Below are 23,954 nucleotides of genomic sequence, written 5' to 3'. Positions count from 1 at the left end.
GGATACGCCGGCACCCGGCCCGTCACCGTGCATGGACGCTACTGAGCGCTGAGCTGCGACCCCAACCCCTACGGACCCCTCATTCACCTCGCTGGCGGGGTGCCCGGCGTCGGCCGTGACGGTCCCGGCGGGACGGTCAGCGCAGCTGCCCGGCGAGGGTGGGCAGGATCGCCCGGGGCCGTCCGGGCGGAGTCCCGCGTCGGCGCCACTCGCGCGGGTAGCCGACGGACACCTCCTCGAACCGCACCCCGTCGTAGCGGGTGCTGCGCGGGATGTGCAGGTGCCCGTAGACGGCGACGCGGGCCTCGTAGTGCAGGTGCCAGTCGGCGGTGAGGTCGGTGCCGCACCACTGGGCGAACTCGGGGTGCCGCAGGATCCGGGTGGGTTCGCGGACCAGCGGGTAGTGGTTGACCAGCACGGTGGGCAGGCCGCCGCGCTCGGCGTCGAGGCGCCGTTCGGTGCGGATGACCCGGGCCCGGCACCACGCGTCGCGGCTCGGGTACGGGTCGGGGTGCAGCAGGATCTCGTCGGTGCACACCACCCCGGTCTCGTACGCCCGCGCCAGCGCCTGGGCCCGGTTCCAGGTGCCCGGTGGCCGCCACGAGTGGTCGTACCCGACGAACAGCGGCACCACCAGCACCGGGTCGCCGTCGGGGTCCCACACCGGGTACGGGTCCTCGGGCGTGCGCACGCCGAGACGCCGGCACAGGTCCACCAGGTGCCGGTAGCGGGCCTCGCCGCGCAGTTGCACCGGGTCGTCGCGGGGCGTCCACAGCTCGTGGTTGCCGGGTGCCCAGACGACCCGGGCGAACCGGTCGGCGAGCAGGCCGAGCACCCACTCGACGTCGTGCAGGTACTCGCCGACGTCGCCGGCGACGATCAACCAGTCGTCGTCGTGCTCGGGGCGTAGCCGCTCGACCAGCGCGCGGTTCTCCGCGTACCCGACGTGCAGGTCGCTGATGGCGAGCAACCGCCCGCTGCTGCCGGTCACGATTTGCCGAACTCCTGTCGGATGATGGCGAAGATGTCGTCCTCGCCGGCGGCGGCCAGGTCGTCGGCGGGCGGCGGGGTGGTCGCGCCGCCCCGCCAGCGCGACAGCAGGTCCTCCAGCCGGCGCGTGACGTCCGCGGCGCGCCGGTCGTCGGGCACCGCGTCGAGCAGCCGTGCCAGCCGGTCGATGCCGTCGGTGACCGGGTCGGCGGGGCCGGCGGGCAGCAGTTCCCGGCCCAGGTGCGCGGCGAGCGCCGCCGGGGTGGGGTGGTCGAAGACCAGCGTGGTGGGCAGCGTCAGGCCGGTCTCGGCGGTGAGCCGGTTGCGCAGCTCCACGGCGGTGAGCGAGTCGAAGCCGAGGTCGAGGAAGCCGCGCCCGGCCCGGATCGCGGCCGGGGTGCGGTGCCCGAGCACGGTGGCCGCCGCCGCGCGGACCAGGTCGAGCAGCGTCCGCTCCCGCTCCACCGTGCCGGCGGCGGCGAGCCGGTCGCGCAGCGCCTTCGGCGCGCCCGCGTCGGCCGCCGGGGGCCCGGCGGGGTCGGTGGCGGCCTCGGGAATGCCGGCGAGCAGCGGGCTGGGCCGGCGGGCGGTGAACGACGGGGCGAACCGGTCCCAGGCGACGTCGGCGACGACCACCGCCGTGTCGTCCCGGTCGAGTGCGCTGCCCAGCGCGGTGACCGCGAGGTCCGGGTCGAGCGCGGGCAGGCCGCGCCGGGCGAGCTGGTCGCGCTGCTCGCCCGCGGCCATGCCGCCGCCGGCCCAGGGCCCCCAGGCCACGGCGGTGCCGCCGGCGCCGCGCGCCCGGCGGCGGGCGACCAGCCCGTCGAGGTACGCGTTGGCGGCGGCGTAGCCGCCCTGCCCGGCGGAGCCCCACACCCCGGCGATGGAGGAGAACACCACGAACGCGTCCAACCCGTCGGGCAGCAACGCGTCGAGGTGGGCCGCGCCGTCGACCTTGGCCCGGAGCACGTCGGCCAGCTCGGCGCCGGTCATGGTGGCCAGCGGGGTGGCCTGGGCGGCGCCGGCGGCGTGCACGACGGCCCGGACCGGATCGCCGGCCGCGGCCAGCCCGTCCAGCAGCCCGGCCAACGCGTCCCGGTCCGCCACGTCACACCCGGCCACCGTCACCCGCACACCGCGCTCCCGCAGCCGCTGCGCCAGGTCGGTCGCGCCGGGGGCGTCCTCGCCGCGCCGGCTGGTCAGCACCAGATGCTCCGCACCGGCGCCGGCCGCCCACTCGGCGACCCGCGCGCCGAGCGCGCCGGTGCCACCGGTGACCAGCACCGTCCCGGCGAACCGGAACTCCCGCCGCACCGGATCCCCGGACGCCCGCACCAGCCGCCGCCCGAACACCCCCGACGACCGCACCGCGACCTGATCCTCGACGCCGGCCAACACGCCGCACACCCGCCGTACCGCCGGTTCGTCGACCTCGGCCGGCAGGTCGATCAGACCACCCCACCGGCCGGGGTCCTCCAGCGCGGCCACCCGGCCGAGGCCCCAGGTGCCGGCGGCGACCGGGTCGACCGGGCGGTCGGACGCGCCGACCGTGACCGCGCCCCGGGTCAGCCACCACACCGGCCCGGACAGGCCGGCGTCCGCGACGGCCTGCACGGTGGCCAGCGCGGCGCCGGGGCCGGCGCCGGCGAGCGCGAGCAGGGACACCACCCCGGCGGCCGTGTCGCCGTCGCGCAGCGCCTTGGCGAGCAGGTCCCGGTCGTCCGCCGGCCCGTGGACCGGCACCGGCCGCACGGTCGCGCCGGCCGTGGTCATCCCGTCGGTCACGGCCGCGACCACCGCGTCGTCGGTCCCGGCGTACGGCACGAGCAGCAGCCACGTGCCGGCCAGCGCCGGCGTGGTCGTCTCCGGTACGGGCTGCCAGTCGACGCGGTACCGCCAGGCGTCGGCGGTGGCGCGTCGCCGGCTGGCCCGCCGCCACCGGGCGAGCGCCGGCAGCAGGTCGGCGACGGGCTGGTCCGTGCGGAACCGGGGGTCGAGCGGGGTCAGGTCGGCCCGTTCGACGGCGGCCCAGAAGCCGTCGTCGGCCGCCTCCGCGGTGCCGCCCACCGGGCCGTCCTGGTCGATCAGCCAGTAGCGCCGGTGCTGGAACGCGTAGGTGGGCAGGTCCACGGTGGCGGGCCGGCGGCCGTCCACGGTGTACCAGGACGTCCACTCGACGGGGGTGCCGGTGACGTGCAGCCGCGCCAGCGCGGTGGTCAGCGCGGCCACCTCGTCCTGGTCTCGGCGCAGCGCCGGGATGTGGTGCACGGTCCGGTCGGCCGGGACGTCGGCGGCCATCGCGGTCAACGTGGCGTCCGGCCCGACTTCCAGGAACGTGCCCACCCCGAGGTCGTGCAGCGTGGCCACCCCGTCGGCGAAGCGGACCGCCTCCCGCACGTGCCGCACCCAGTACTCCGGGCCCGCGATCTCCACGGGATCCGCGAGCCGGCCGGTCACGTTCGACACGATCGGCAGCGTCGGGGGCCGCCAGTCCAGGCCGGCGATCGCGGCCCGGAAGTCGTCCAGCATCGGCTCCATCAGACGCGAGTGGAACGCGTGACTCACCGCAAGCCGCCTCACCCGCCAACCGCGCGTGACGCACTGCCCCGCAACCCGATCCAGGTCAGAGACCGCACCGGACAGGACCACCGACGACGGGCTGTTCACCGCCGCCACGTCGACGCCGCCGTCCGGGCCCGCGCCGCCCATCACCGGCTGTGCGACGGCACCCTCGGCTCTCCGCAGCGGTCCACCCGCCGAATCGGCAGCCTCGACCGCAGCGACACGCGATCCCAGCAGCGCCCGAACCTGGTCCTCCGACGCGCCGACCGCCAGCATCCCGCCACCGGACGGCAGCGCCTGCATCAACGAACCCCGCGCCGCAACGAGCGCGACTGCGTCGTCCAGGGACAGCACCCCCGCCACATGCGCGGCGGTCACCTCACCGATCGAATGCCCCGCCACGACGTCCGCGCCGACGCCCCACGAGGACAGCAACTCCCACAACGCCACCTCGACCGCGAACAACCCGGCCTGCGCGTAGACGGTCCGATCCAGCAGCTCCCCGCCGTCGAACACCACCTCCCGCAACGGTCTGTCGAGCCGACCGTCGAACAGCGCACACACCCGGTCGAACGCGTCCGCGAACACCGGGAACGCGGCAGACAGCTCGCGGCCCATGCCGGCGCGCTGCGAGCCCTGACCGGTGAACACCACCGCCCGCCGACCGGACACGACCTCACCCGACACCACACCCGGCGCCGCCCCGCCCTCGGCCAGGGTGGACAGCCCGGCCAGCAGCGCGTCCCGGTCCACGCCGACCACCGCGGCCCGGTGCTCCAGCGCCGCACGGCCGGTCGCCAGGGACCACCCCACCTCGACCGGCGACACGTCCGCACGCTCCCGGAGGTGGTCGGCCAGCCGGGCCGCCTGGGCGGCCAGCGCTTCGGCGGATCGCGCCGACAGCAGCCACGGGACGGCCGTGTCCGGCGCGCCGGGCCGGTCGCCGTCGTCGACCCGGTCGGGTGCTTCCAGGACCACGTGGGCGTTGGTGCCGGAGATGCCGAACGAGGACACCGCCGCCCGGCGGGGCCGGTCCACCGCCGGCCACGGCCGCGCGGACGTGACCAGCTCCACCGCGCCGGCCGACCAGTCCACCTTCGACGACGGCCGGTCGACGTGCAGGGTGGCCGGGACGAGGCCGTGCCGCAGCGCGAGGACCGCCTTGATGACGCCGGCCGCTCCGGCGGCGGCCTGGACGTGGCCGATGTTGGACTTGATCGAGCCGAGCAGCAGCGGCGCCCCGTCGCCCCGGTCCTGCCCGTACGTGGCCAGCAGCGCCTGCGCCTCGATCGGATCACCCAGCGTGGTGCCGGTGCCGTGCGCCTCCACCACGTCCACGTCGGACGGGGACAGCCCGGCGTTCGCCAGCGCCGCCCGGATGACACGCTGCTGCGCCGGCCCGTTGGGGGCGGTGAGCCCGTTCGACGCGCCGTCGGAGTTGATCGCGGAGCCGGCCACCACGGCGAGGATGCGCCGGCCGTCGCGGCGGGCGTCGGAGAGGCGCTGCACCAGCAGCACGCCGACGCCCTCACCCCAGCCGGTGCCGTCCGCGCCCTCGGCGAACGACCGGCAGCGGCCGTCGGCGGCGAGGCCGCCCTGGCGGGAGAACTCGACGAAGGTGGCCGGTGAGGCCATCACGGTCACGCCGCCGGCGAGCGCGAGCGTGCACTCGCCGCTGCGCAGCGACTGGGCGGCCAGGTGCAGCGCGACCAGCGACGACGAGCACGCCGAGTCCACGGTGAGCGCGGGCCCCTCGAAGCCGAGCGTGTACGCGACCCGACCGGATAGCACGCTGGTGGCGGTGCCGGTGAGCAGGTGCCCGCCGACCTCCTGGTCGCGGCCGATGGCGGTCGAGGCGTACCCCTGGAAGCCGGCGCCGGCGAAGACGCCGACGCGTTCGCCGCGGAGCCGGGCGGGGTCGATACCGGCGTGTTCGACCGCCTCCCAGGCGGCTTCGAGCAGCAGCCGTTGCTGCGGGTCCATGGCGAGGGCCTCGCGCGGGGAGATGCCGAAGAAGTCGGCGTCGAAGGCGCCCGCGTCGTAGACGAATCCGCCCCGCCGGGGGAACGAGGTGTCGGTGAGCCGGCCGGCGAGGAACCGGTCCCAGCCGCGGTCGAGGGGGAAGTCGGAGATGCCGTCGCGTCCGGCCGCGAGCAGGTCCCACAGCTCGTCGGGGTTGGTGACGCCGCCGGGCAGGCGGCAGGCCATGCCGACGACCACGATCGGGTCGTCGTCGACCGCGACGCCGGCCGCCGGTCCGTCCGCCGCCGCCGGCTCGCCGGTCAGCGTGGCGGCGAGGTAGGCGGCGAGGGCAGCCGGGGTCGGCTGGTCGAACACGAGCGTGCTGGGCAGCGCCAGGCCGGTCTCGGTGGTGAGCCGGTTGCGCAGCTCGACGGCGGTCAGCGAGTCGAAGCCCTGCCGTTGGAACGCGCGGTCGGCGTCCACCGCGTCGGCGCTCGGGTGGCCGAGCACGGCCGCGGCCTGGGCGCGGACCAGGTCGAGCAGGTGGCCGTCACGCCGGCTCGGGGCGAGGGCGGCGAGCCGGCGGGCGAGCGGGGTGGTCCGCTCTCCGGGCGCGACCGGCGCGGGTCGGGCCTCGGGCAGGTCGTCCAGCAGCGGGCTGGACCGCAGGGCGGTGAACGTGGCGGCGAACCGGTCCCAGGCGACGTCGGCGACGACCACTGTCGTGTCGTCGCGGTCGAGCGCGCGGTGCAGCGCGGTGACCGCGAGGTCCGGGTCCATCGCGGGCAGGCCGCGCCGGGCCAGCGCCTCCCGCGCCTCGCCCCGCGCGGCCATGCCGCCGCCGGCCCAGGGTCCCCAGGCCACGGCGGTGCCGGCGGCGCCGCGGGCGCGGCGGCGGGCCACCAACGCGTCGGCGTACGCGTTGGCGGCGGCGTAGCCGGCCTGGCCGGCGGAGCCCCACACCCCGGCGATGGAGGAGAACACCACGAACGCGTCCAGCCCGTCGGGCAGCAACGCGTCGAGGTGGGCCGCGCCGTCGACCTTGGCGCGCAGCACGTCGCGCAGTTCGTCGGTGGTGACGTCGGCGAGCGGGGCGAACTGCGGCGCGCCGGCGGCGTGCACGACCGCCCGGACCCGGTCGCCCTGGTCGGCCAGCCCGTTCAGCAGCCCGGCGAGCGCGTCCCGGTCCGCCACGTCACACCCGGCCACGGTCACCCGTACGCCCCGGCCCCGCAGCCGCTGCGCCAGGTCGGTCGCGCCGGGGGCGTCCTCGCCGCGCCGGCTGGTCAGCACCAGATGCTCCGCACCGGCGCCGGCCGCCCACTCGGCGACCCGCGCGCCGAGCGCGCCGGTGCCACCGGTGACCAGCACCGTGCCCGCGAACCGGAACTCCCGCCGCACCGGATCCCCGGACGCCCGCACCAGCCGCCGCCCGAACACCCCCGACGACCGCACCGCCACCTGATCCTCGACACCGCCGGCCAGCACACCGCAGATCCGCCGCACGGCCCGCTCGTCGACCTCGGCCGGCAGGTCGATCAGACCACCCCACCGGCCGGGGTCCTCCAGCGCGGCCACCCGGCCGAGGCCCCAGGTCGCCGCCGCGACGGGCTCGGCGGGGGTGTCCGTGGCGCTGACGGCCACGGCGTTGCGGGTCAGCCACCACAGTCGCCCGCCGACGCCGCTGTGGGTGTGGGCCTGCGCGACCGTCAGCGCCGTCTCCGGGGTCGCGTCGAGCGCCGACAGCACGCCGGCGACGTCACCACTGGGGGCGGCGGCGCGGAGGCGGGCGGCGAGGTCCGCGCGGTCGGCGGTGCCGTCGAGCGTCACCGGCACGACGTGGGCGCCGTGCGCGGCCACGCCGTCGACAAGCGGGTGGTCGGCCCGGTCGGGGCCGGTCAGCACCAGCCACGTCCCGGTCAGGGTTGGCCGGGGTACGGAGGTGAGCGGCCGCCACCGCACCCGGTAGCGCCACGAGTCGGCGGCGGCGCGCTCCCGTCCCGTCCGCCGCCAGCGCGCCAGCGCCGGCAGCAGGTCCCGCAGCGGCTGGTCCGGGGTGAGCCGCAGCTCGGCGCCGAGGCCGCCGAGGTCCTCCTGCTCGACGGCCGCCCAGAACCGGTCGTCGAGGTCGGTGCCGTTTTGTGCCGCGGGTGTGGGCTCCGGCCAGTACCGGGTGCGTTGGAAGGCGTAGGTGGGCAGGTCCACGGTGGCGGGCCGATTGCCGTCGACGGTGTACCAGGCCGTCCAGTCGACGGGGGTGCCGGTGACGTGCAGCCGCGCCAGCGCGGCGGTCAGCGCGCTGACCTCGTCCTGGTCGCGGCGCAACGCCGGGATGTGGTGCACGGTCCGTCCGGCCGGGACGTCGGCGGCCATCGCGGTCAGCGTGGCGTCCGGCCCGACTTCCAGGAACGTGCCGACACCGAGGTCGTGCAGCGTGGCCACGCCGTCGGCGAAGCGGACCGCCTCGCGGACGTGCCGCACCCAGTACTCCGGGCCCGCGATGTCGTGAGGCTCGGCGAGCCGCCCGGTCAGATTGGACACGACCGGCAGCGCCGGGGTCCGCCAGTCCAGGCCGGCGATCGCGGCCCGGAACTCATTCAGCATCGGCTCCATCAGACGCGAGTGGAACGCGTGACTCACCGCCAACCGCTTCACCCGCCAACCCCGCGCGACGCACTCCCCCGCAACCCGATCCAGGTCAGCGACCGCGCCGGACAGGACCACCGACGACGGGCCGTTCACCGCCGCCACGTCGACGCCACCACCCGTGCCGCCCGCGACCGGCTGTGCGACGGCACCCTCGGTTCCCCGCAGCGGGCCTCCCGCCTGCGCCGTGGCGTCACCTGACCGTAGAAGCGCGCGGATCTGGTCCTCCGACGCCCCGACCGCCAGCATTCCGCCACCCGCGGGCAGTGCCTGCATCAACGCACCCCGCGCCGCGACCAACGTGACCGCGTCGTCCAACGACAGCACCCCCGCCACATGCGCGGCGGTCACCTCACCGATCGAGTGCCCCGCGAGGTAGTCGACCCGCACGCCCCACGACGACAGCGCCTCCCACAGCGCGACCTCGACCGCGAACAACCCCGCCTGCGCATACACGGTCCGATCCAGCAGGTCCCCGCCGTCGAACACCACCTCCCGCAACGACCGGTCCAAACGACCCTCGAACGCCGCGCACACCCGGTCGAACGCCGCCGCGAACACCGGAAACGCCCCATACAGCTCCCGACCCATGCCGGCGCGCTGCGAGCCCTGACCGGTGAACAGCACCGCCCGCCGACCCGACACCACCTCGCCGGTCACCAGACCGGCAGCCGTCCCACCCTCGGCCAGCGCGGACAGGCCCGCCAGCAACGCGTCCCGGTCCGCGCCCAGCACGGCCGCGCGGTGCTCCATCGCGGTCCGCGTGGCGAGCAGGGACCAGCCGACCTCGGCCGGCGGGAGATCGTCGTTGGACCGGAGGTGGTCGACCAGCCGGGCGGCCTGGTCCGCGAGGGCGGGGGCCGTCCGGGCCGAGAGCAGCCACGGCGTGGCCGGGGACGGATCCGTCGCCGGCCGGGCCACGGTCGGCTCGGGTGCTTCGAGGATCACGTGGGCGTTGGTGCCGGAGATGCCGAACGACGACACCGCCGCGCGACGCGGCCGGCCGGTCACGGGCCACGGCCGCGCCGACGTCACCAGCTCCACCGCTCCGGCCGACCAGTCCACCTTCGACGTCGGCGCGTCCACGTGCAGCGTCGGCGGCACGACGCCGTGCCGCATCGCCAGGACCATCTTGACCAGACCGGCCACGCCGGCGGCGGCCTGGGTGTGGCCGACGTTCGACTTCACCGAGCCGAGCAGCAACGGTTCGGCCCGCTCCTGCCCGTACGTGGCCAGCACCGCCTGCGCCTCGATCGGATCCCCCAGCGTGGTGCCGGTGCCGTGCGCCTCCACCACGTCCACGTCGGACGGGGACAGCCCGGCGTTCGCCAGCGCCGCCCGGATGACACGCTGCTGCGCCGGCCCGTTCGGCGCGGTCAGGCCGTTCGACGCGCCGTCGGAGTTCACCGCCGAGCCGCGCAGCACGGCGAGGATCCGCCGGCCGTCGCGGCGGGCGTCGGAGAGACGCTGCACCAGCAGCATCCCGACGCCCTCACCCCAGCCGGTGCCGTCCGCGCCCTCGGCGAACGACCGGCACCGGCCGTCCGCGGCGAGACCACCCTGCCGGGAGAACTCGACGAACGCGCCGGGGGTCGCCATCACGGTCACGCCACCGGCCAGGGCCAGGTCGCACTCCCCGGCGCGCAGCGACTGGGCGGCCAGGTGCAGCGCCACCAGGGAGGAGGAGCAGGCGGTGTCCACGGTCACCGCCGGGCCTTCGAAGCCGAACGCGTACGACACGCGGCCGGAGAGCACGCTGGCGGAGGCGCCGGTGGCGCCGTAGCCGGCGAGGTGTTCGCCGCCGTACCGGATGAGGTGGTCGAAGTCCTGCCCGTTGGTGCCGGCGAAGACACCGACCCGCTGACCGGCCAGGCCGGCCGCGTCGATCCGGGCGTCCTCGATCGCCGCCCAGGCGGTCTCCAGCAGCAGCCGCTGCTGCGGGTCCATGGCGACCGCCTCGCGGGGCGAGATGCCGAAGAAGTGGGCGTCGAACGCGGCGGCGTCGGCCAGGAAGGCGCCGCGGGTCACGTCGGGTGGCAGCGCGCCCAGGTCCCAGTGCCGGTCGGTCGGCAGGTCGGACATGGTGTCGACGCCGTCGGCGAGCAGCCGCCAGAACGCGTCCGGGGAGTCCGCCCCGCCGGGGAATCGGCACGCCACACCGACGACCGCGATCGGGTCGTCGTCGACGGGACGTACCGGTGTGTCGGTGGTGGCGACCGACCCGCCGGACAGTTCGATCGCGAGGTGGGCGGCCAGGGCCTCGGGGTTGGGATGGTCGAAGGCGAGCGTGGCGGGCAGGGTGAGGCCGGTGGCGGTGGCGAGCCGGTTGCGCAGTTCGACGGCGCTGAGCGAGGTGAAGCCGAGGTCGCGGAACGCGCGCCGGTGCGGCACCGCCTCGGCGTCGGCGTGGCCGAGCACGGCGGCGATCTCGGCGCGGACCAGGTCGCCGAGCGTGTCCCGCCGCTCGGCCGGGGTGAGTGCGGCCAGCCGTCCGCGCAGCGTGGTGGCCCGGTCGGTGCCGGCGACGGCCGGCGCGGTCAGCAGATCGCGGATCAGCGGGTCGGGCCGGGTGCCGGCGGTGGCGGCGATCCGGTCCCAGTCGGCGTCGGCGACGACGACGTGGGTCTCGTCCCGGTCCAACGCCCGGTGCAGGGCGCGGACGGCGCGGGCGGGGTCCATGGCCCGGACGCCGCCGCGCGCCATCCGACGCTCGAACTCGCCGGCGCTGACCCCGCCGTCGGCCCAGAGACCCCAGCCGAGGGAGGTGGCGGGCAGCCCGTCGGCGCGGCGGCGCCGGGCGAGCGCGTCGAGCCAGGCGTTGCCGGGCGCGTAGTTGCCCTGCCCGGGTCCGGCCATGGTGCCGGCGAGGGAGGAGAAGAGCACGAACGCGGTCAGGTCGTGCTCGCGGGTCAGTTCGTCGAGGTGGCGGGCGGCGTCGACCTTGGCCCGCAGCGCGGTGGCCATCCGGTCGACGGTGAGCGCGTCGGTGACGGTGTCGTCCAGGGCGGCGGCGGTGTGCACGACGGTGCGCAGCGGCGCGTCGGCGGGGACGGTCGCGAGCAGGTCACGTACCGCGTCGCGGTCGGCGGCGTCGCAGGCCGCGACCGTGACCCGGGTGCCGTGCGCGGTCAGCTCGTCGACCAGGTCGGCGGCGCCGGGCGCGTCGGGTCCGCGCCGGCTGACCAGCAGGAGGTGGTCGACGCCGGCGGCGGCCAGGGCCCGGGCGACGTGCGCGCCGAGGGCGCCGGTGCCGCCGGTGACGAGCGCGGTGCCGCGCGGCGTCCAGCTCCGTCCCGCGCCGGCCGGCCGTCCGGCCCGGACCAACCGCCGGGCGTACGCCCCGGTGCCGCGTACCGCGAGTTGGTCCTCGGTCGGGTCGCCGACGAGCAGTCGACGCAGCCGGGACGCGGCGCGCGGATCGCCCGCCGGGGGCAGGTCGACGAGCCCGCCCCAGCGGTGCGGATGTTCGGCGCGCAGCGCGCCGCCGAGGCCCCAGAGCAGTGCCTGGTCGGGGTCGACCGCCGCGTCGTCGGGGTCGACGGCGACGGCGGCGCGGGTGGCGACCCAGAGCCGCGCGGCGGCGCCGGCGTCGCCGAGCGCCTGGGCGAGCGTGACGGTGTCGGCGAGCCCCACCGGTACGGAGGCGTTGTCCGGGTGCGTGCCGGACGTCAGGCCGAGCAGGGACAGCACGGCGCCGGGGGCGGCGAGCGCGCCGAGGTCGCGGGCGAGGTCGGCGCGGCCGTGGCCGGCGGGCACGGCCAGTGTCCGGACGCCGGGCCCGGCCAGCGCGTCGGCCCACTGCCGGGCCGGGCCGTCCGCCCCTTCCGGTACGACGAGCAGCAGGTCGCCGTCGTCGGCGCGACCGGTCTCGGCGAGTGGTTGCCAGGTGACGCGGTAGTGCCAGGAGTCGAGCGCGGCGTCGTCCTCCTGGCGGCGGCGCCAGGCGGAGAGGGCGGGGAGCACGGTGGTGAGGGGCGCGTCGGGGTCGACGGCGAGCGCGGTGGCCAGGCCGTCCACGTCCTCGTCGTCGACGACCCGCCAGAACGTGGCGTCGTCCGGGTCCGCGTCGGGGTGGCGGGTGCGGGCGTCGAGCCAGTAGCGCCGGTGGTGGAAGGCGTAGGTGGGCAGGTCGACGGTGGTGGGCCGGCGCCCGTCGACGGTGTACCACGCCGCCCAGTCGACCGGGGTGCCCGTGACGTGCAGCCGGGCCAACGCGGTGGCCAGCGCGCTGACCTCGTCCTGGTCCCGGCGCAGCGCCGGGATGTGGTGCACGGTCCGGTCGGCCGGGACGTCGGCGGCGATCGCGGTCAACGTGGCGTCCGGCCCGACCTCCAGGAACGTGCCGACACCCAGGTCGTGCAGCGCGGCCACGCCGTCGGCGAAGCGGACCGCCTCCCGCACGTGCCGCACCCAGTACTCCGGTGTCGCGATGTCGTCGGGATCCGCGAGCCGCCCGGTCCCGTTCGACACGATCGGCAGCCTCGGGGACCGCCAGTCCAGGTCGACGATCGCGGCCCGGAACCCGTCCAGCATCGGCTCCATCAGACGCGAGTGGAACGCGTGACTCACCGCCAACCGCTTGGCCCGCCAACCCCGCGCGGCGCACTCCCCCGCGATCCGGTCCAGGTCAGCGACCGCACCGGACACCACCACTGAGGACGGACCGTTCACCGCCGCCACATCGACGCCGCCCGCGAGCTGCCGAACCTGGTCCTCCGACGCGCTGACCGCGAGCATTCCGCCGCCGGCCGGCAGAGCCTGCATCAAGGACCCCCGCGCCGCCACCAACGTGACCGCGTCGTCCAACGACAGCACCCCCGCCACATGCGCGGCGGTCACCTCACCGATCGAGTGCCCCGCGAGGTAGTCGACCCGCACGCCCCACGACGAGAGCGCCTCCCAGAGGGCGACCTCGACGGCGAACAGTCCGGCCTGCGCGTAGACCGTCCGGTCCAGCAGGTCCCCGCCGTCGAACACCACCTCCCGCAACGGCCGGTCGAGGCGGCCCTCGAACGCCGCGCACACCCGGTCGAACGCCGCCGCGAACATCGGGAACGCCTCGTACAACTCCCGGCCCATGCCGGCGCGCTGCGAGCCCTGACCGGTGAACAGCACCGCCCGCCGACCCGACACCACCTCACCGGTCACCAGACCGGCGGCGGACCTGCCCTCCGCGAGGGCCGACAACCCGGCCAGCAGTACGTCCCGGTCCGCACCCACCACCGCCGCGCGATGCTCCAACGCGGCGCGGGTCGTCGCCAGGGACCAACCCACCTCGACCGGCGACACGTCGTCCCGGTCCCGCAGGTGGTCGACCAGCCGGGCCGCCTGGTTCACGAGCGCCGACGCCGAACGCGCCGACACCGTCCACGACAGGACCGGCGGTGCGGCGCCAACGGCCGCGTCGTCGGCGACCGGCTCGGGCGCCTCCAGGATCACGTGGGCGTTGGTGCCGGAGATGCCGAACGACGACACCGCCGCCCGGCGGGGCCGATCGGTCGCCGGCCACGGCCGCGCCGACGTCACCAGCTCCACCGCACCGGCCGACCAGTCCACCTTCGACGACGGCGCGTCCACGTGCAGCGTCGGCGGCACCACCCCGTGCCGCATCGCCAGGACCATCTTGACGATCCCGGCGACACCGGCCGCCGCCTGGGTGTGGCCCAGGTTCGACTTCACCGACCCGAGCAGCAACGGTTCGGCCCGCTCCTGCCCGTACGTGGCCAGCAGCGCCTGCGCCTCGATCGGATCACCGAGCGTCGTGCCGGTGCCGTGCGCCTCCACCACGTCCACCTCGACGGGCGACAGCCCTGCCGCGGCGAGGGCCGCGCGGATCACCCGCTGCTGCGACGGCCCGTTCGGCGCGGTCAGCCCGTTCGACGCACCGTCCTGGTTCACCGCCGAGCCTCGTACTACCGCGAGGACGCGGTGGCCGTGTCGGCGGGCGTCGGAGAGGCGTTCCAGGAGCAGCACGCCGACGCCCTCGGACCAGCCGGTGCCGTCGGCGCCCTCGGCGAACGACTTGCACCGACCGTCGGGGGCCAGGCCGCGCTGCCGACTGAAGTCGACGAACGTCTCCAGCGTGGTCATCACGGTGACGCCACCGGCGAGCGCGAGCACGGACTCGCCGGCGCGCAGCGACCGCACGGCCAGGTGCAGCGCGACCAGCGAGGACGAGCAGGCGGTGTCGACGGTGAGCGCCGGGCCCTCCAGGCCGAGGGTGTAGGCGACCCGGCCGGACAGGACGCTGCTGGCGGTGCCGCCGCCGATGAAGCCGTCCAGGGTGTCCGGGACGTCGTCGAGGTTCGCGGCGTAGTTGTGGTACATCATGCCGGCGAAGACGCCGACCCGGCTGCCGCGCAACGACAGCGGGTCGATCCGGGCGTCCTCGATCGCCGCCCAGGACGCCTCCAGCATGAGCCGCTGCTGCGGGTCCATCGCCAGCGCCTCGTACGGGGAGATGGTGAACAGCTCCGGGTCGAAGTTCCCGGCGTCGTGCAGGAAGCCGCCTTCCCGGGCGTACGTGCTGCCCCGCCGCTCCCCGGTCGGGTCGTACGCCCGCTCGGTGTCCCAGCCCCGGTCGGTGGGGAATGCGGTGATGCCGTCGCCGCCGGCGGCCACGAGGTCCCACAACTCCTGCGGCGACCGGACGCCGCCGGGGTAGCGGCAGCTCATCCCGACGATCGCGATCGGCTCGTGGTCCTTGGCGTCGGCGGCCCTCAGCCGTTCGCTGGTCTCGTGCAGGTCGGCGGTGACGCGCTTGAGGTACTCACGGAGCTTGGCTTCGTTCGCCATCGGGATTCACCTGTCGCGGGTCAGGACCGGCCGAAGCGGCTGTCGATGAAGTCGAACAGTTCGTCGTCGCTGGCGTCGTCGAGGGTGGCGGCGACCTCGCCGCCGTCGCCGTCCCAGCGGGTGAGCAGGGCGCGCAGGCGCGCCGCCACGGCGGTGCGGGTCTCCTCGTCGGCGGTCAGCTCGGCGAGGGTGTCGGCCGGGGTGGCGGCGAACGCCGCCTCGAGGCGGTCCAGCTCGTCGAGGAGGGTGGGCGCGGCCGGGGCCGGTCCGAGCCGCGTCAGCAGGTGCCCGGTGAGGGCGGCGGGGGTGGGGTGGTCGAAGACCAGCGTGGCCGGCAGCGCCAGACCGGTCCGGGTGGTGAGCCGGTTACGCAGGTCGACGGCGGTGAGGGAGTCGAAGCCGAGTTCGGTGAAGGAGCGCTCGGGGCCGACCGCCGCCGCCGAGGCGTACCCGAGCACGTCGGCGACCTGGCCGGCGACCAGCTCGGCGACCAAGCGGGCCCGGTCCTCGGCGGACGCCCCGGCGAGCCGGTCGCGCAGGCCGCCGCCGGCCGCGGCGACGCGGCGCGCGGGCCCGCCGGCGAGGCCGTGCAGCGGCGCCGGCAGCTGGTCGCGGCCGATGCGGGTACGCAGCGTCGCCACGTCGAGGTGGACGGGGAGCAGCAGCGGACGCCGGCCGCGCCGGCTGGCGTCGAGGAGGGCGAGCGCCCGGTCGGTGGTGAGCGCGACGATGCCCTGTCGGGTGAGGCGGTCCCGGCCGGCGGCGCCCAGGTCCCGGGTCATCCCGCCGGCTTCGGCCCACGGTCCCCAGGCCAGCGAGGTGGCCGCGAGTCCGGCGGCACGCCGCTGGTGGGCGAGACCGTCGAGGAAGGCGTTGGCCGCGGCGTAGTTGCCCTGCCCGGGCGCGCCGAGCGGGCCGGCGATCGAGGAGAAGAGCACGAACATGGGCAGGTCGAGGTGGCGGGTGAGGTCGTGCAGGTGCCAGGCGGCGTCGGCCTTGGGGCGCAGCACGGCGTCGACCCGCTGCGGGGTGAGCGCGGTGACCACCGCGTCGTCGAGCGTGCCGGCGGCGTGCACCACACCGGCGAGCGGGTGTTCGGCGGGGACGCCGGCGAGCAGGTCGGCGAGCTGCGCGCGGTCGGCCACGTCGGCGGCGGCCAGGCGGGCCCGGGCGCCGAGGCGGGTGAGGTCGGCGAGCAGGTCCGCGGCGCCGGGCGCGTCGGCGCCGCGGCGGCCGACCAGCAGCAGGTGCCGGACCTTGTGGTGGGTGACGAGGTGCCGGGCGACGAGCCCACCGAGCGCGCCGGTGGCGCCGGTGACCAGCACCGTCCCGTCGGGGACCAGGTCGACGGCGCCGGTCGGGTCGGGTTCGGCCGGGGCGAGGCGCGGCACGAGCAGCCGGCCGTCGCGGAGCGCGACCTGCGGTTCGTCGGCGGCGAGCGCCCGGCCCAGCAGCTCGGGGTCGTCGCCGTCGAGGTCGGCGAGGACGAACCGGCCGGGGTGTTCGAGCTGCGCGGCGCGGACCAGCCCCCACACGGCGGCGCCGGCCAGGTCGGTGACCGCGCCGTCGGCGGGTACCGCACCCCGGGTGCACACCACGAGCCGGCGGCCGGCGAACCGGTCGTCGGCGAGCCATTCCTGGAGCAGGGCGAGGATGTCGGACAGTCGGGCGCGGGTGGCCGCGAGCGGGTCGCCCGCCGGGGCGTCGCCTGCGGGTGCGAGCACCAGCCGGGCGTCGTCGCCCAGCGCGGCCGGGCTGGCCGCCGGGTCCAGCGGCACGATCCCGGTGGCCGGCCGGGCCGGCAGCGGCACCGGGTTCCAGCGCAGGTCGTAGAGGGGCAGGTCGGCGGCGCCGGCGTCGAGCTGTTCGGCGGCCAGCGGTCGGGACACCAGGGAGTCGACGCGGGCCACCGGCGCGCCGGTGGCGTCGGCGAGGGTGAGCGCCGTGGCGGGGCCGCTGCGGGTGAGGCGTACCCGCAGGTGGGTGGCGCCCTCGGCGGCGAGGCGGACGCCGCTCCATGCCCACGGTAGGCGGGCCCCGGCGTGGTCGGTGGTGGCGTCGTCGTCGGTGAGGCCGACGATGTGCAGCGCGGCGTCGAGCAGCGCCGGGTGCAGCGCGTACCCGCCCGCGTCGGCGTCGTCGGGCAGTTCCACCTCCGCGGCGGCCCCGTCGGGGGTACGCCAGGCGGCGCGCAGCCCCCGGAACGTGGGCCCGTGTTCGACGCCGAGGTCGCGCAGGCGGGTGTAGACCGGTTCGACCGGCACGGGGGTGGCGTCGGGCGGCGGCCACCCGGTCAGCGGTTCGGCGGTCTCGCCGGCGCCGGGGGCGAGGATCCCGTCGGCGTGGGCGGTCCAGTCGGCGTGCGGGTCGTCGGCGGGCCGGGAGTGGACGGTGATCCGACGCCGGCCCTGCTCGTCGGCGGCGGCCAGGTGCAGTTGGAGGGCCCGGGCGCCGTCGTCGGGCAGCACGAGCGGCGCGCCGAGGGTCAGTTCCTCGACGGTGTCGCAGGCGGCCTGCGCGCCGGCGTGCAGGGCCAGTTCGACGAGCGCGGTGCCGGGGACGACGACCCGGCCGCGCACCACGTGGTCGGCGAGCCAGGGGTGGGTACGCACGGACAGCCGGCCGCCGTGGACGCGGACGTCGCCGGCGGCGGTGACGAGCGCGGTGTCGAGCAGCGGGTGCCCGGTGGCGCGGGCGCCCAGGCCGACGGTGTCGTGTCCGGAGGCGCGGGCGTCGATCCAGTAGCGCCGGTGCTGGAACGCGTAGGTGGGCAGGTCCACGGTGGCGGGCCGATTGCCGTCGACGGTGTACCAGGCGGTCCAGTCGACGGGGGTGCCGGTGACGTGCAGCCGGGCCAGCGCGGCGGTCAGCGCGGCCAGCTCGTCCTGGTCGCGGCGTAGCGCCGGAACCAGGGTGACGGTCCGGTCGGCGGGGACGTCGGCGGCCATCGCGGTCAGCGTGGCGTCCGGCCCGACTTCCAGGACCGTGCCGACACCCAGGTCGTGCAGCGTGGCCACGCCGTCGGCGAAGCGGACCGCCTCGCGGACGTGCCGCACCCAGTACTCCGGGCCCGCGATGTCGTGAGGCTCGGCGAGCCGCCCGGTCAGATTGGACACGACCGGCAGCGCCGGGGTCCGCCAGTCCAGGCCGGCGATCGCGGCCCGGAACTCATTCAGCATCGGCTCCATCAGACGCGAGTGGAACGCGTGACTCACCGCCAACCGCTTCACCCGCCAACCCCGCGCGACGCACTCCCCCGCAACCCGATCCAGGTCAGCGACCGCACCGGACAGCACCACCGAGGACGGACCGTTCACCGCCGCCACGTCGACCCCGCCCGCAAGCTCGCGGACCTGCTCCTCCGACGCGCCGACCGCCAACATCCCGCCACCCGCGGGCAGCGCCTGCATCAACGCACCCCGCGCCGCCACCAACGTGACCGCGTCGTCCAACGACAACACCCCCGCCACATGCGCGGCGGTCACCTCACCGATCGAGTGCCCCGCGAGGTAGTCCACCCGCACACCCCACGACGACAGCGCCTCCCACAGGGCGACCTCGACCGCGAACAACCCCGCCTGCGCATACACGGTCCGATCCAGCAGGTCACCGCCGTCGAACACCACCTCCCGCAACGACCGGTCCAGGCGACCCTCGAACGCCGCGCACACCCGGTCGAACGCCGCCGCGAACACCGGAAACGCCGCATACAACTCCCGACCCATGCCGGCGCGCTGCGAGCCCTGACCGGTGAACAGCACCGCTCGCCGACCGGCGACCACCCCACCCGACACCACACCCGGCGCCGTCCCACCCTCGGCCAGCGCGGACAGGCCCGCCAGCAACGCGTCCCGGTCCACGCCGACCACCGCCGCCCGGTGCTCCAGCGCCGCACGCCCGGTCGCCAGGCACCAGCCGACGTCGACCGGCGACACGTCCGCACGCTTTCGGAGGTGGTCGACCAGCCGTGCGGCCTGGTCGGCGAGGGCCGGAGCCGAACCCGCCGACACCACCCACGACAGGACCGGCGGTGCCGCGCCCACGGCCGCGTCGTCCGCGACCGGCTCGGGCGCCTCCAGGATCACGTGGGCGTTGGTGCCGGAGATGCTGAACGACGACACGGCGGCCCGCCGGGGCCGGTCGACCGCCGCCGGCCACGGCCGCGCCGACGTGGCCAGCTCCACCGCTCCCGCCGACCAGTCCACCTTCGACGACGGCGCGTCCACGTGCAGCGTCGGCGGCACCACCCCGTGCCGCATCGCCAGGACCATCTTGACGATCCCGGCGACACCGGCGGCCGCCTGGACGTGGCCGATGTTCGACTTCACCGAGCCGAGCAGCAGCGGCGTGGGCCGGTCCTGCCCGTACGTGGCCAGCAGCGCCTGCGCCTCGATCGGATCACCGAGCGTCGTGCCGGTGCCGTGCGCCTCCACCACGTCCACCTCGGCGGCGGAGAGTCGGGCGTCGGCGAGCGCGGCCCGGATCACCCGCTGCTGCGACGGCCCGTTCGGCGCGGTCAGGCCGTTGGACGCGCCGTCGGAGTTGACCGCCGAGCCGCGTACCACCGCGAGGACGCGGTGGCCGTGCCGGTGGGCGTCGGCGAGGCGCTCGACCAGGAGCACGCCGACGCCCTCGCCGAGGGCGGTGCCGTCGGCGGCGTCGGCGAACGCCCGGCACCGGGCGCCGCGGGAGAGGTTGTTCTGCCGGGTGAAGTCCACGAAGATCGACGGCGTGGGCAGCACGGTCACGCCGCCGGCCAGGGCCAGGTCGGATTCGCCCGACCGCAGCGACCGCACGGCCAGGTGCAGCGCGACCAGCGACGACGAGCAGGCGGTGTCCACCGTGACGGCCGGCCCCTCGAAACCGAGGGCGTAGGACACCCGGCCCGAGCTGACGCTGCCGGCGCTGCCCAGCCCGAGGTAGTCGGCGACGCCGTCGGGCACGTCGGCGGCGCCGGCGGCGTACTCGGCGTGGGTGAGGCCGGCGAAGACACCGACCCGCCCGCCGCGCAGCGCGGTGGGATCCACGCCGGCGGCCTCGAACGCCTCCCAGGACACCTCCAGCAGCAGCCGCTGCTGCGGGTCCATGGCGAGGGCCTCCCGGGGCGAGATGCCGAAGAACGCCGGGTCGAAGTCGGCGGCGTCGGCCAGGAAGCCGCCCTCCCGCACGCACGAGGTGCCGGGGCGTTCCCGGTCCGGGTCGTAGAGGGTGGCCAGGTCCCAGCCCCGGTCGTCGGGGAACGGGCCGATCGCGTCGCCGCCGGCGGCGACCAGGTCCCAGAGCGCGTCCGGCGAGCCGATCCCGCCGGGGAAGCGGCACGCCATGCCGACCACGGCGATCGGCTCGTGGGCGGAGTCCTCGACGTCGCGGAGCCGTTGCCGGGTCCGCCGCAGGTCGGTGGTGACCCTCTTCAGATACTCCCGGAGCTTCTCTTCGGTGTCCATCAACCTGGCCCTTGGTCGGCGGGGACCGGCCGTTGTCCGGCGCGCACACGTCATCCGGGAGCCACGGGTCCCCTCTGCGGGGAAGCTATGGCGTCGCGCTGAGCTGCGACAACCCCTAACCCGTACGGCCGGTCGGCTAGGGGTGGCCGGGTCGGCGGCGGCGCGGTTAGCGTCCGGTGGACCGCCCTGGCGCCCGTCGCGGGCGCCACCGCCGGAAGGACCGCGTGACGATGACCGACGACGACAACGGCCTGTGGGTACGCCGGTTCCACCCGGCCCCGGCGGGCGCCCCGCGCCTGGTGTGCCTGCCGCACGCCGGCGGGTCCGCGAGCTTCTTCTTCCCGGTGTCCCGGGCGCTGTCGCCCGCCGTGGAGGTGCTCAGCGTGCAGTACCCGGGCCGGCAGGACCGCCGCCAGGAGCCCTGCGTGCCGACCATCGGCGAGCTGGCCCGGCAGGTGACCGACGTGCTGCGCCCGTGGACCGACCGTCCACTGGCGATCTTCGGGCACAGCATGGGCGCGACGCTGGGCTTCGAGGTGGCGAGGCTGCTGGAGGCGGAGACCGGCGCGCCGGTGGCGCACCTGTTCCCGTCCGGCCGGCGGGCGCCGTCGTGCCACCGGAACGAGACCGTGCACCTGCTCGACGACGAGGGTCTGCTGGCCGACGTGCGGAAGCTCAGCGGCACGAACTCGGCGATCCTCGGCGACCCGGAGATGCTGCGCGCGGCGCTGCCGGCGATCCGCAGCGACTACCGGGCCGCGGAGACCTACACGTTCGCCGACGGCCCGAAGCTGACCTGCCCGGTCACCGTGTTCACCGGCGACGCCGACCCGAAGACCACGGTGGACGAGGCGAAGGCGTGGGCGGAACACACCACCGGCCCGTTCGACCTGCACGTCTTCCCGGGCGGGCACTTCTTCCTGGCGTCTCACCAGCCGGCGATCCTGCGTACCCTCTCGGCGGCGCTGACCCGCACGGCGGTCGGCTGACCCGGCGGGCCGCGACCGGCGCCGGCCCCCACCGCCCGGCCCGGGTGGCGGGGGCCGCGGTCGGTCAGGGCTTCTGCGCCACGGCGATCACGTAGTCGAGCAGCCCCAGCTCCTTCTTGATCAGGTCGGCGTCGCGCCAGTGGTTGGCCATGCCCTTGACCGCGCTGCCGTCGACGGCGGCGCGGAACGCCGGGTCGGCGGGGCGGGCGGCCTGGAACCGCCGCCAGCCCTCCCAGGTGCGGTCGGCGATGGAGTGGACCTCGACGTTGCCGAACCCGGCCTCGGTGAGCTGCTCGCCGTAGGTGCGGCGGTCGTGCCAGTTCTCGTCCGGCAGGCTGAACTTGACGAAGCTCAGCGGACCCGAGTTGATCGACATGCGCGGGGTGTCGTTGCTCAGCGGGATGATGTCGGCGGTGGCCAGCGTGCCGCCCGGCCGCAGCACCCGCAGCGCCTCGGCGAAGAACGCGCTGCGCGGGTGGAAGTGGAACGCCGACTCCAGCGCCACCACCCGGTCCACGCTGGCGTCCGGGAACGGCAGCGCGGTGGCGGTGCCGAGCTGGAAGTCGGCCCGGTCGGCCAGCCCTTCGCGGCGGGCGCGTTCCTGGGCGTGCTCGACGTGCCGGGGGGTGACGTTGACGCCGTGCACCCGGGCCACCCGGCGGTCCCGCAGCCAGGCGAAGTCCTGGTCGCCGTAGCCGAAGCCGACGTCCAGGACGGTGTCGTCGGGCTTGAACCCGGCCGCGTCGGCGAGCTTGTTCGCCAGCGCCTCGCCGGCCACGTCGATGCTGGTGACGCCCTCCTCCCAGTAGCCGACGTTCATGTAGCGGGAGGTGCGGGCGGCGAACTCGACGTCCGGCGACTGGATCTCGTAGAACCGGCGGACCCGGGTCACCGGGTCCTTGGTGGCCAGGGTCCGGACGACCCGGCCGAGGGTGCGGAGGTTCTCCAGCATGTCAGCTCCTCAGGGCTGGAAGGGGATGGTCAGGGCTGCAGGGCGGGGGCGGAGACCTGCCGGCGCAGGTCGGCCACCACTGTCGCCGCGGCGTCGGGCCCGGTGGCCGCGCCGAAGAGGTAGAAGTCCGGGCGGATCAGGGCGGCGTCCGCGCCGCCCAGCCAGGACAGGTACGCGCCGTCGAGGTCGACCAGGTCGTCGGCCGCCGCGTCGCCGTCGGCGGGCCGCACGGTCAGCCGGTACGCGCCGAGGTCGTCGAGGAACGCGGCGGCGTCCGGGTCGAGCGCGGCCGGTTCCCGGGTGAGCAGGACGAAGCCGACGCCCACCACGTCGTCGAAGCCGCCGGTGCGCCCGCCGACGGACACCCGGCCCTGCGGCGCGGGTTCCCCGGCGCGCGGCGTCGGCGTGCCGTCGGCGGCGCGGTGCAGCACGCCGTCGACGATCGCCTCGCGCAGCGACCGGACGTGCCGCTGCTGGGTACGCCGGCGCAGCGCGGCCAGCATCACCGAGTCACGGCCGGCGGCCTTCTTCGGGTCGGTCTCGCAGATCACCGCCCCGGAGTCCATGGACATCCGGATCGCGTGCTGCACGTGCGCCCGCCGCTCCACCTGGTAGGTGTCGAGCAGCGCCTCACCGGCGAGGCCCCGGCGCACCAGGTCCAGCTTCCAGGCCAGGTTGACCACGTCGCGGAAGCCGGAACTCATGCCCTGCCCGAGAAACGGCGGCATGACGTGCGCGGCGTCGCCGGCCAGGAACACCCGCCCGCGCCGCCACAGGTCGGCGGAGCAGGCCTGGGTGGTGTAGACGCCGTAGCGGTCCAGCCGGGCGTTGTCCGGGGTGATGTCGAACAGGCCGAGCAGCCGCCAGGCGCTGGCCTCGGTGCGGAACTCCTCCAGGGTCTCCCCCGGCACCCGCATGAACTCCCACCGCCGGTGGTCCGGCCCGGCCGAGACGGCGGTACGCGGGCGGGCCGGGTCGCAGATCTGCAGGTTGTTCGGCCGGAACTCGCGCGGGGTGTGCAGCACCACGTCGCAGACCAGCCAGTCGTGGGTGAAGTCCAGGTCGGTGACGCCTGAGCCCAGCCAACCCCGGACGAAGCTGTTCGCGCCGTCGCAGCCGAGCACCCAGGAGGCGGTGAACGTGTGGCTGCCGCCGTCGCCGTCCACGGCGGTCACCTCGACCCGGTCGCCGTGGTCGGCCAGCCCGGTCACCTCCACGCCCCGGCGCACCTCCACCCCTGGCAGCGCCGCGCCCCGCTCGGCCAGCCGGTCCTCCAGGCCGGGCTGGTAGAACGACGTCGAGTCGGGCCAGCCGGCCGGTCCGTCGGGCGCGGCACGCACGTGCAGCAGGGTGCGGCCGAAGCCGTTCTTCCAGGTGTACTCGCCGGACAGTTCGGTCACGTCGGCGAGCCGGTCGGCCACGCCGCAGGCGGCGAGGATCCGGCTGGCCTCGCCGTCGTAGGAGACCGCGCGCGGCATGCTGTACGGGGTGGTCCACTTCTCCAGCACCCGCACCGTGAAGCCGCGCTGAGCCAGCAGGATCGCGGCCACCTGGCCCACCGGGCCGTAGCCCACGATCAGTACGTCGGTCATCGCCGTCCCTCGTTCGTCCGCT

At 76.1% G+C, this 23,954-nt stretch carries 6 protein-coding genes; 1 reads left to right on the top strand and 5 read right to left on the bottom strand.

All coding sequences use genetic code 11. The annotated features are described in order from the left end of the window. Positions 1 to 136: 136 nt before the first annotated feature. The 3 genes from O7600_RS02895 to O7600_RS02885 are packed head-to-tail and all read right to left on the bottom strand — an operon-like array spanning position 137 to position 20,399. Positions 137 to 994: a metallophosphoesterase gene (locus O7600_RS02895; RefSeq protein WP_281594057.1), complete on the bottom strand. Its 858-nt coding sequence runs from the start codon at positions 992 to 994 to the stop codon at positions 137 to 139. Beyond that, positions 988 to 14,955 carry a type I polyketide synthase gene (locus O7600_RS02890; RefSeq protein WP_281592147.1) on the bottom strand — a complete coding sequence of 4,656 codons (13,968 nt, stop codon included), beginning with the start codon at positions 14,953 to 14,955 and terminating at the stop codon, positions 988 to 990. The genes O7600_RS02895 and O7600_RS02890 overlap by 7 nt, the downstream gene beginning before the upstream one ends. A 20-nt stretch (positions 14,956 to 14,975) precedes the next feature. Further along, on the bottom strand, positions 14,976 to 20,399 hold the full coding sequence (locus O7600_RS02885) for a type I polyketide synthase (protein ID WP_281592146.1): 5,424 nt from the start codon (positions 20,397 to 20,399) through the stop codon (positions 14,976 to 14,978). A gap of 230 nt (positions 20,400 to 20,629) precedes the next feature. Between O7600_RS02885 and O7600_RS02880 the strand changes: the two genes are divergently transcribed. Further along, positions 20,630 to 21,388 carry an alpha/beta fold hydrolase gene (locus tag O7600_RS02880; protein WP_281592145.1) on the top strand — a complete coding sequence of 253 codons (759 nt, stop codon included), beginning with the start codon at positions 20,630 to 20,632 and terminating at the stop codon, positions 21,386 to 21,388. A gap of 64 nt (positions 21,389 to 21,452) precedes the next feature. On the opposite strand, the gene O7600_RS02875 is transcribed toward O7600_RS02880, so the two are convergent. Further along, complete coding sequence (locus O7600_RS02875; protein ID WP_281592144.1) at positions 21,453 to 22,340, bottom strand: class I SAM-dependent methyltransferase; 888 nt, start codon at positions 22,338 to 22,340, stop codon at positions 21,453 to 21,455. Between the two features lie 29 nt (positions 22,341 to 22,369). Further along, positions 22,370 to 23,932 (bottom strand): bifunctional 3-(3-hydroxy-phenyl)propionate/3-hydroxycinnamic acid hydroxylase, encoded by a 1,563-nt coding sequence (locus tag O7600_RS02870; protein ID WP_281592143.1) that lies wholly within the window; start codon positions 23,930 to 23,932, stop codon positions 22,370 to 22,372. Between the last annotated feature and the right edge of the window lie 22 nt (positions 23,933 to 23,954).

The sequence above is a fragment of the Micromonospora sp. WMMA1998 genome (assembly GCF_027497375.1).
Classification (GTDB): domain Bacteria; phylum Actinomycetota; class Actinomycetes; order Mycobacteriales; family Micromonosporaceae; genus Micromonospora; species Micromonospora sediminicola.
The sequence above is the reverse complement of the archived record's forward strand: the minus strand, read 5'-3'. Positions and strand labels throughout refer to the sequence as shown.

Excerpts from the sequence above, each read along its gene's own strand:
- O7600_RS02870 (WP_281592143.1), bottom strand. The coding sequence starts at position 23,932 with ATGACCGACGTACTGATCGTGGGCTACGGCCCGGTGGGCCAGGTGGCC.
- O7600_RS02885 (WP_281592146.1), bottom strand. The coding sequence starts at position 20,399 with ATGGACACCGAAGAGAAGCTCCGGGAGTATCTGAAGAGGGTCACCACC.
- O7600_RS02875 (WP_281592144.1), bottom strand. The coding sequence starts at position 22,340 with ATGCTGGAGAACCTCCGCACCCTCGGCCGGGTCGTCCGGACCCTGGCC.
- O7600_RS02890 (WP_281592147.1), bottom strand. The coding sequence starts at position 14,955 with ATGGCGAACGAAGCCAAGCTCCGTGAGTACCTCAAGCGCGTCACCGCC.
- O7600_RS02880 (WP_281592145.1), top strand. The coding sequence starts at position 20,630 with ATGACCGACGACGACAACGGCCTGTGGGTACGCCGGTTCCACCCGGCC.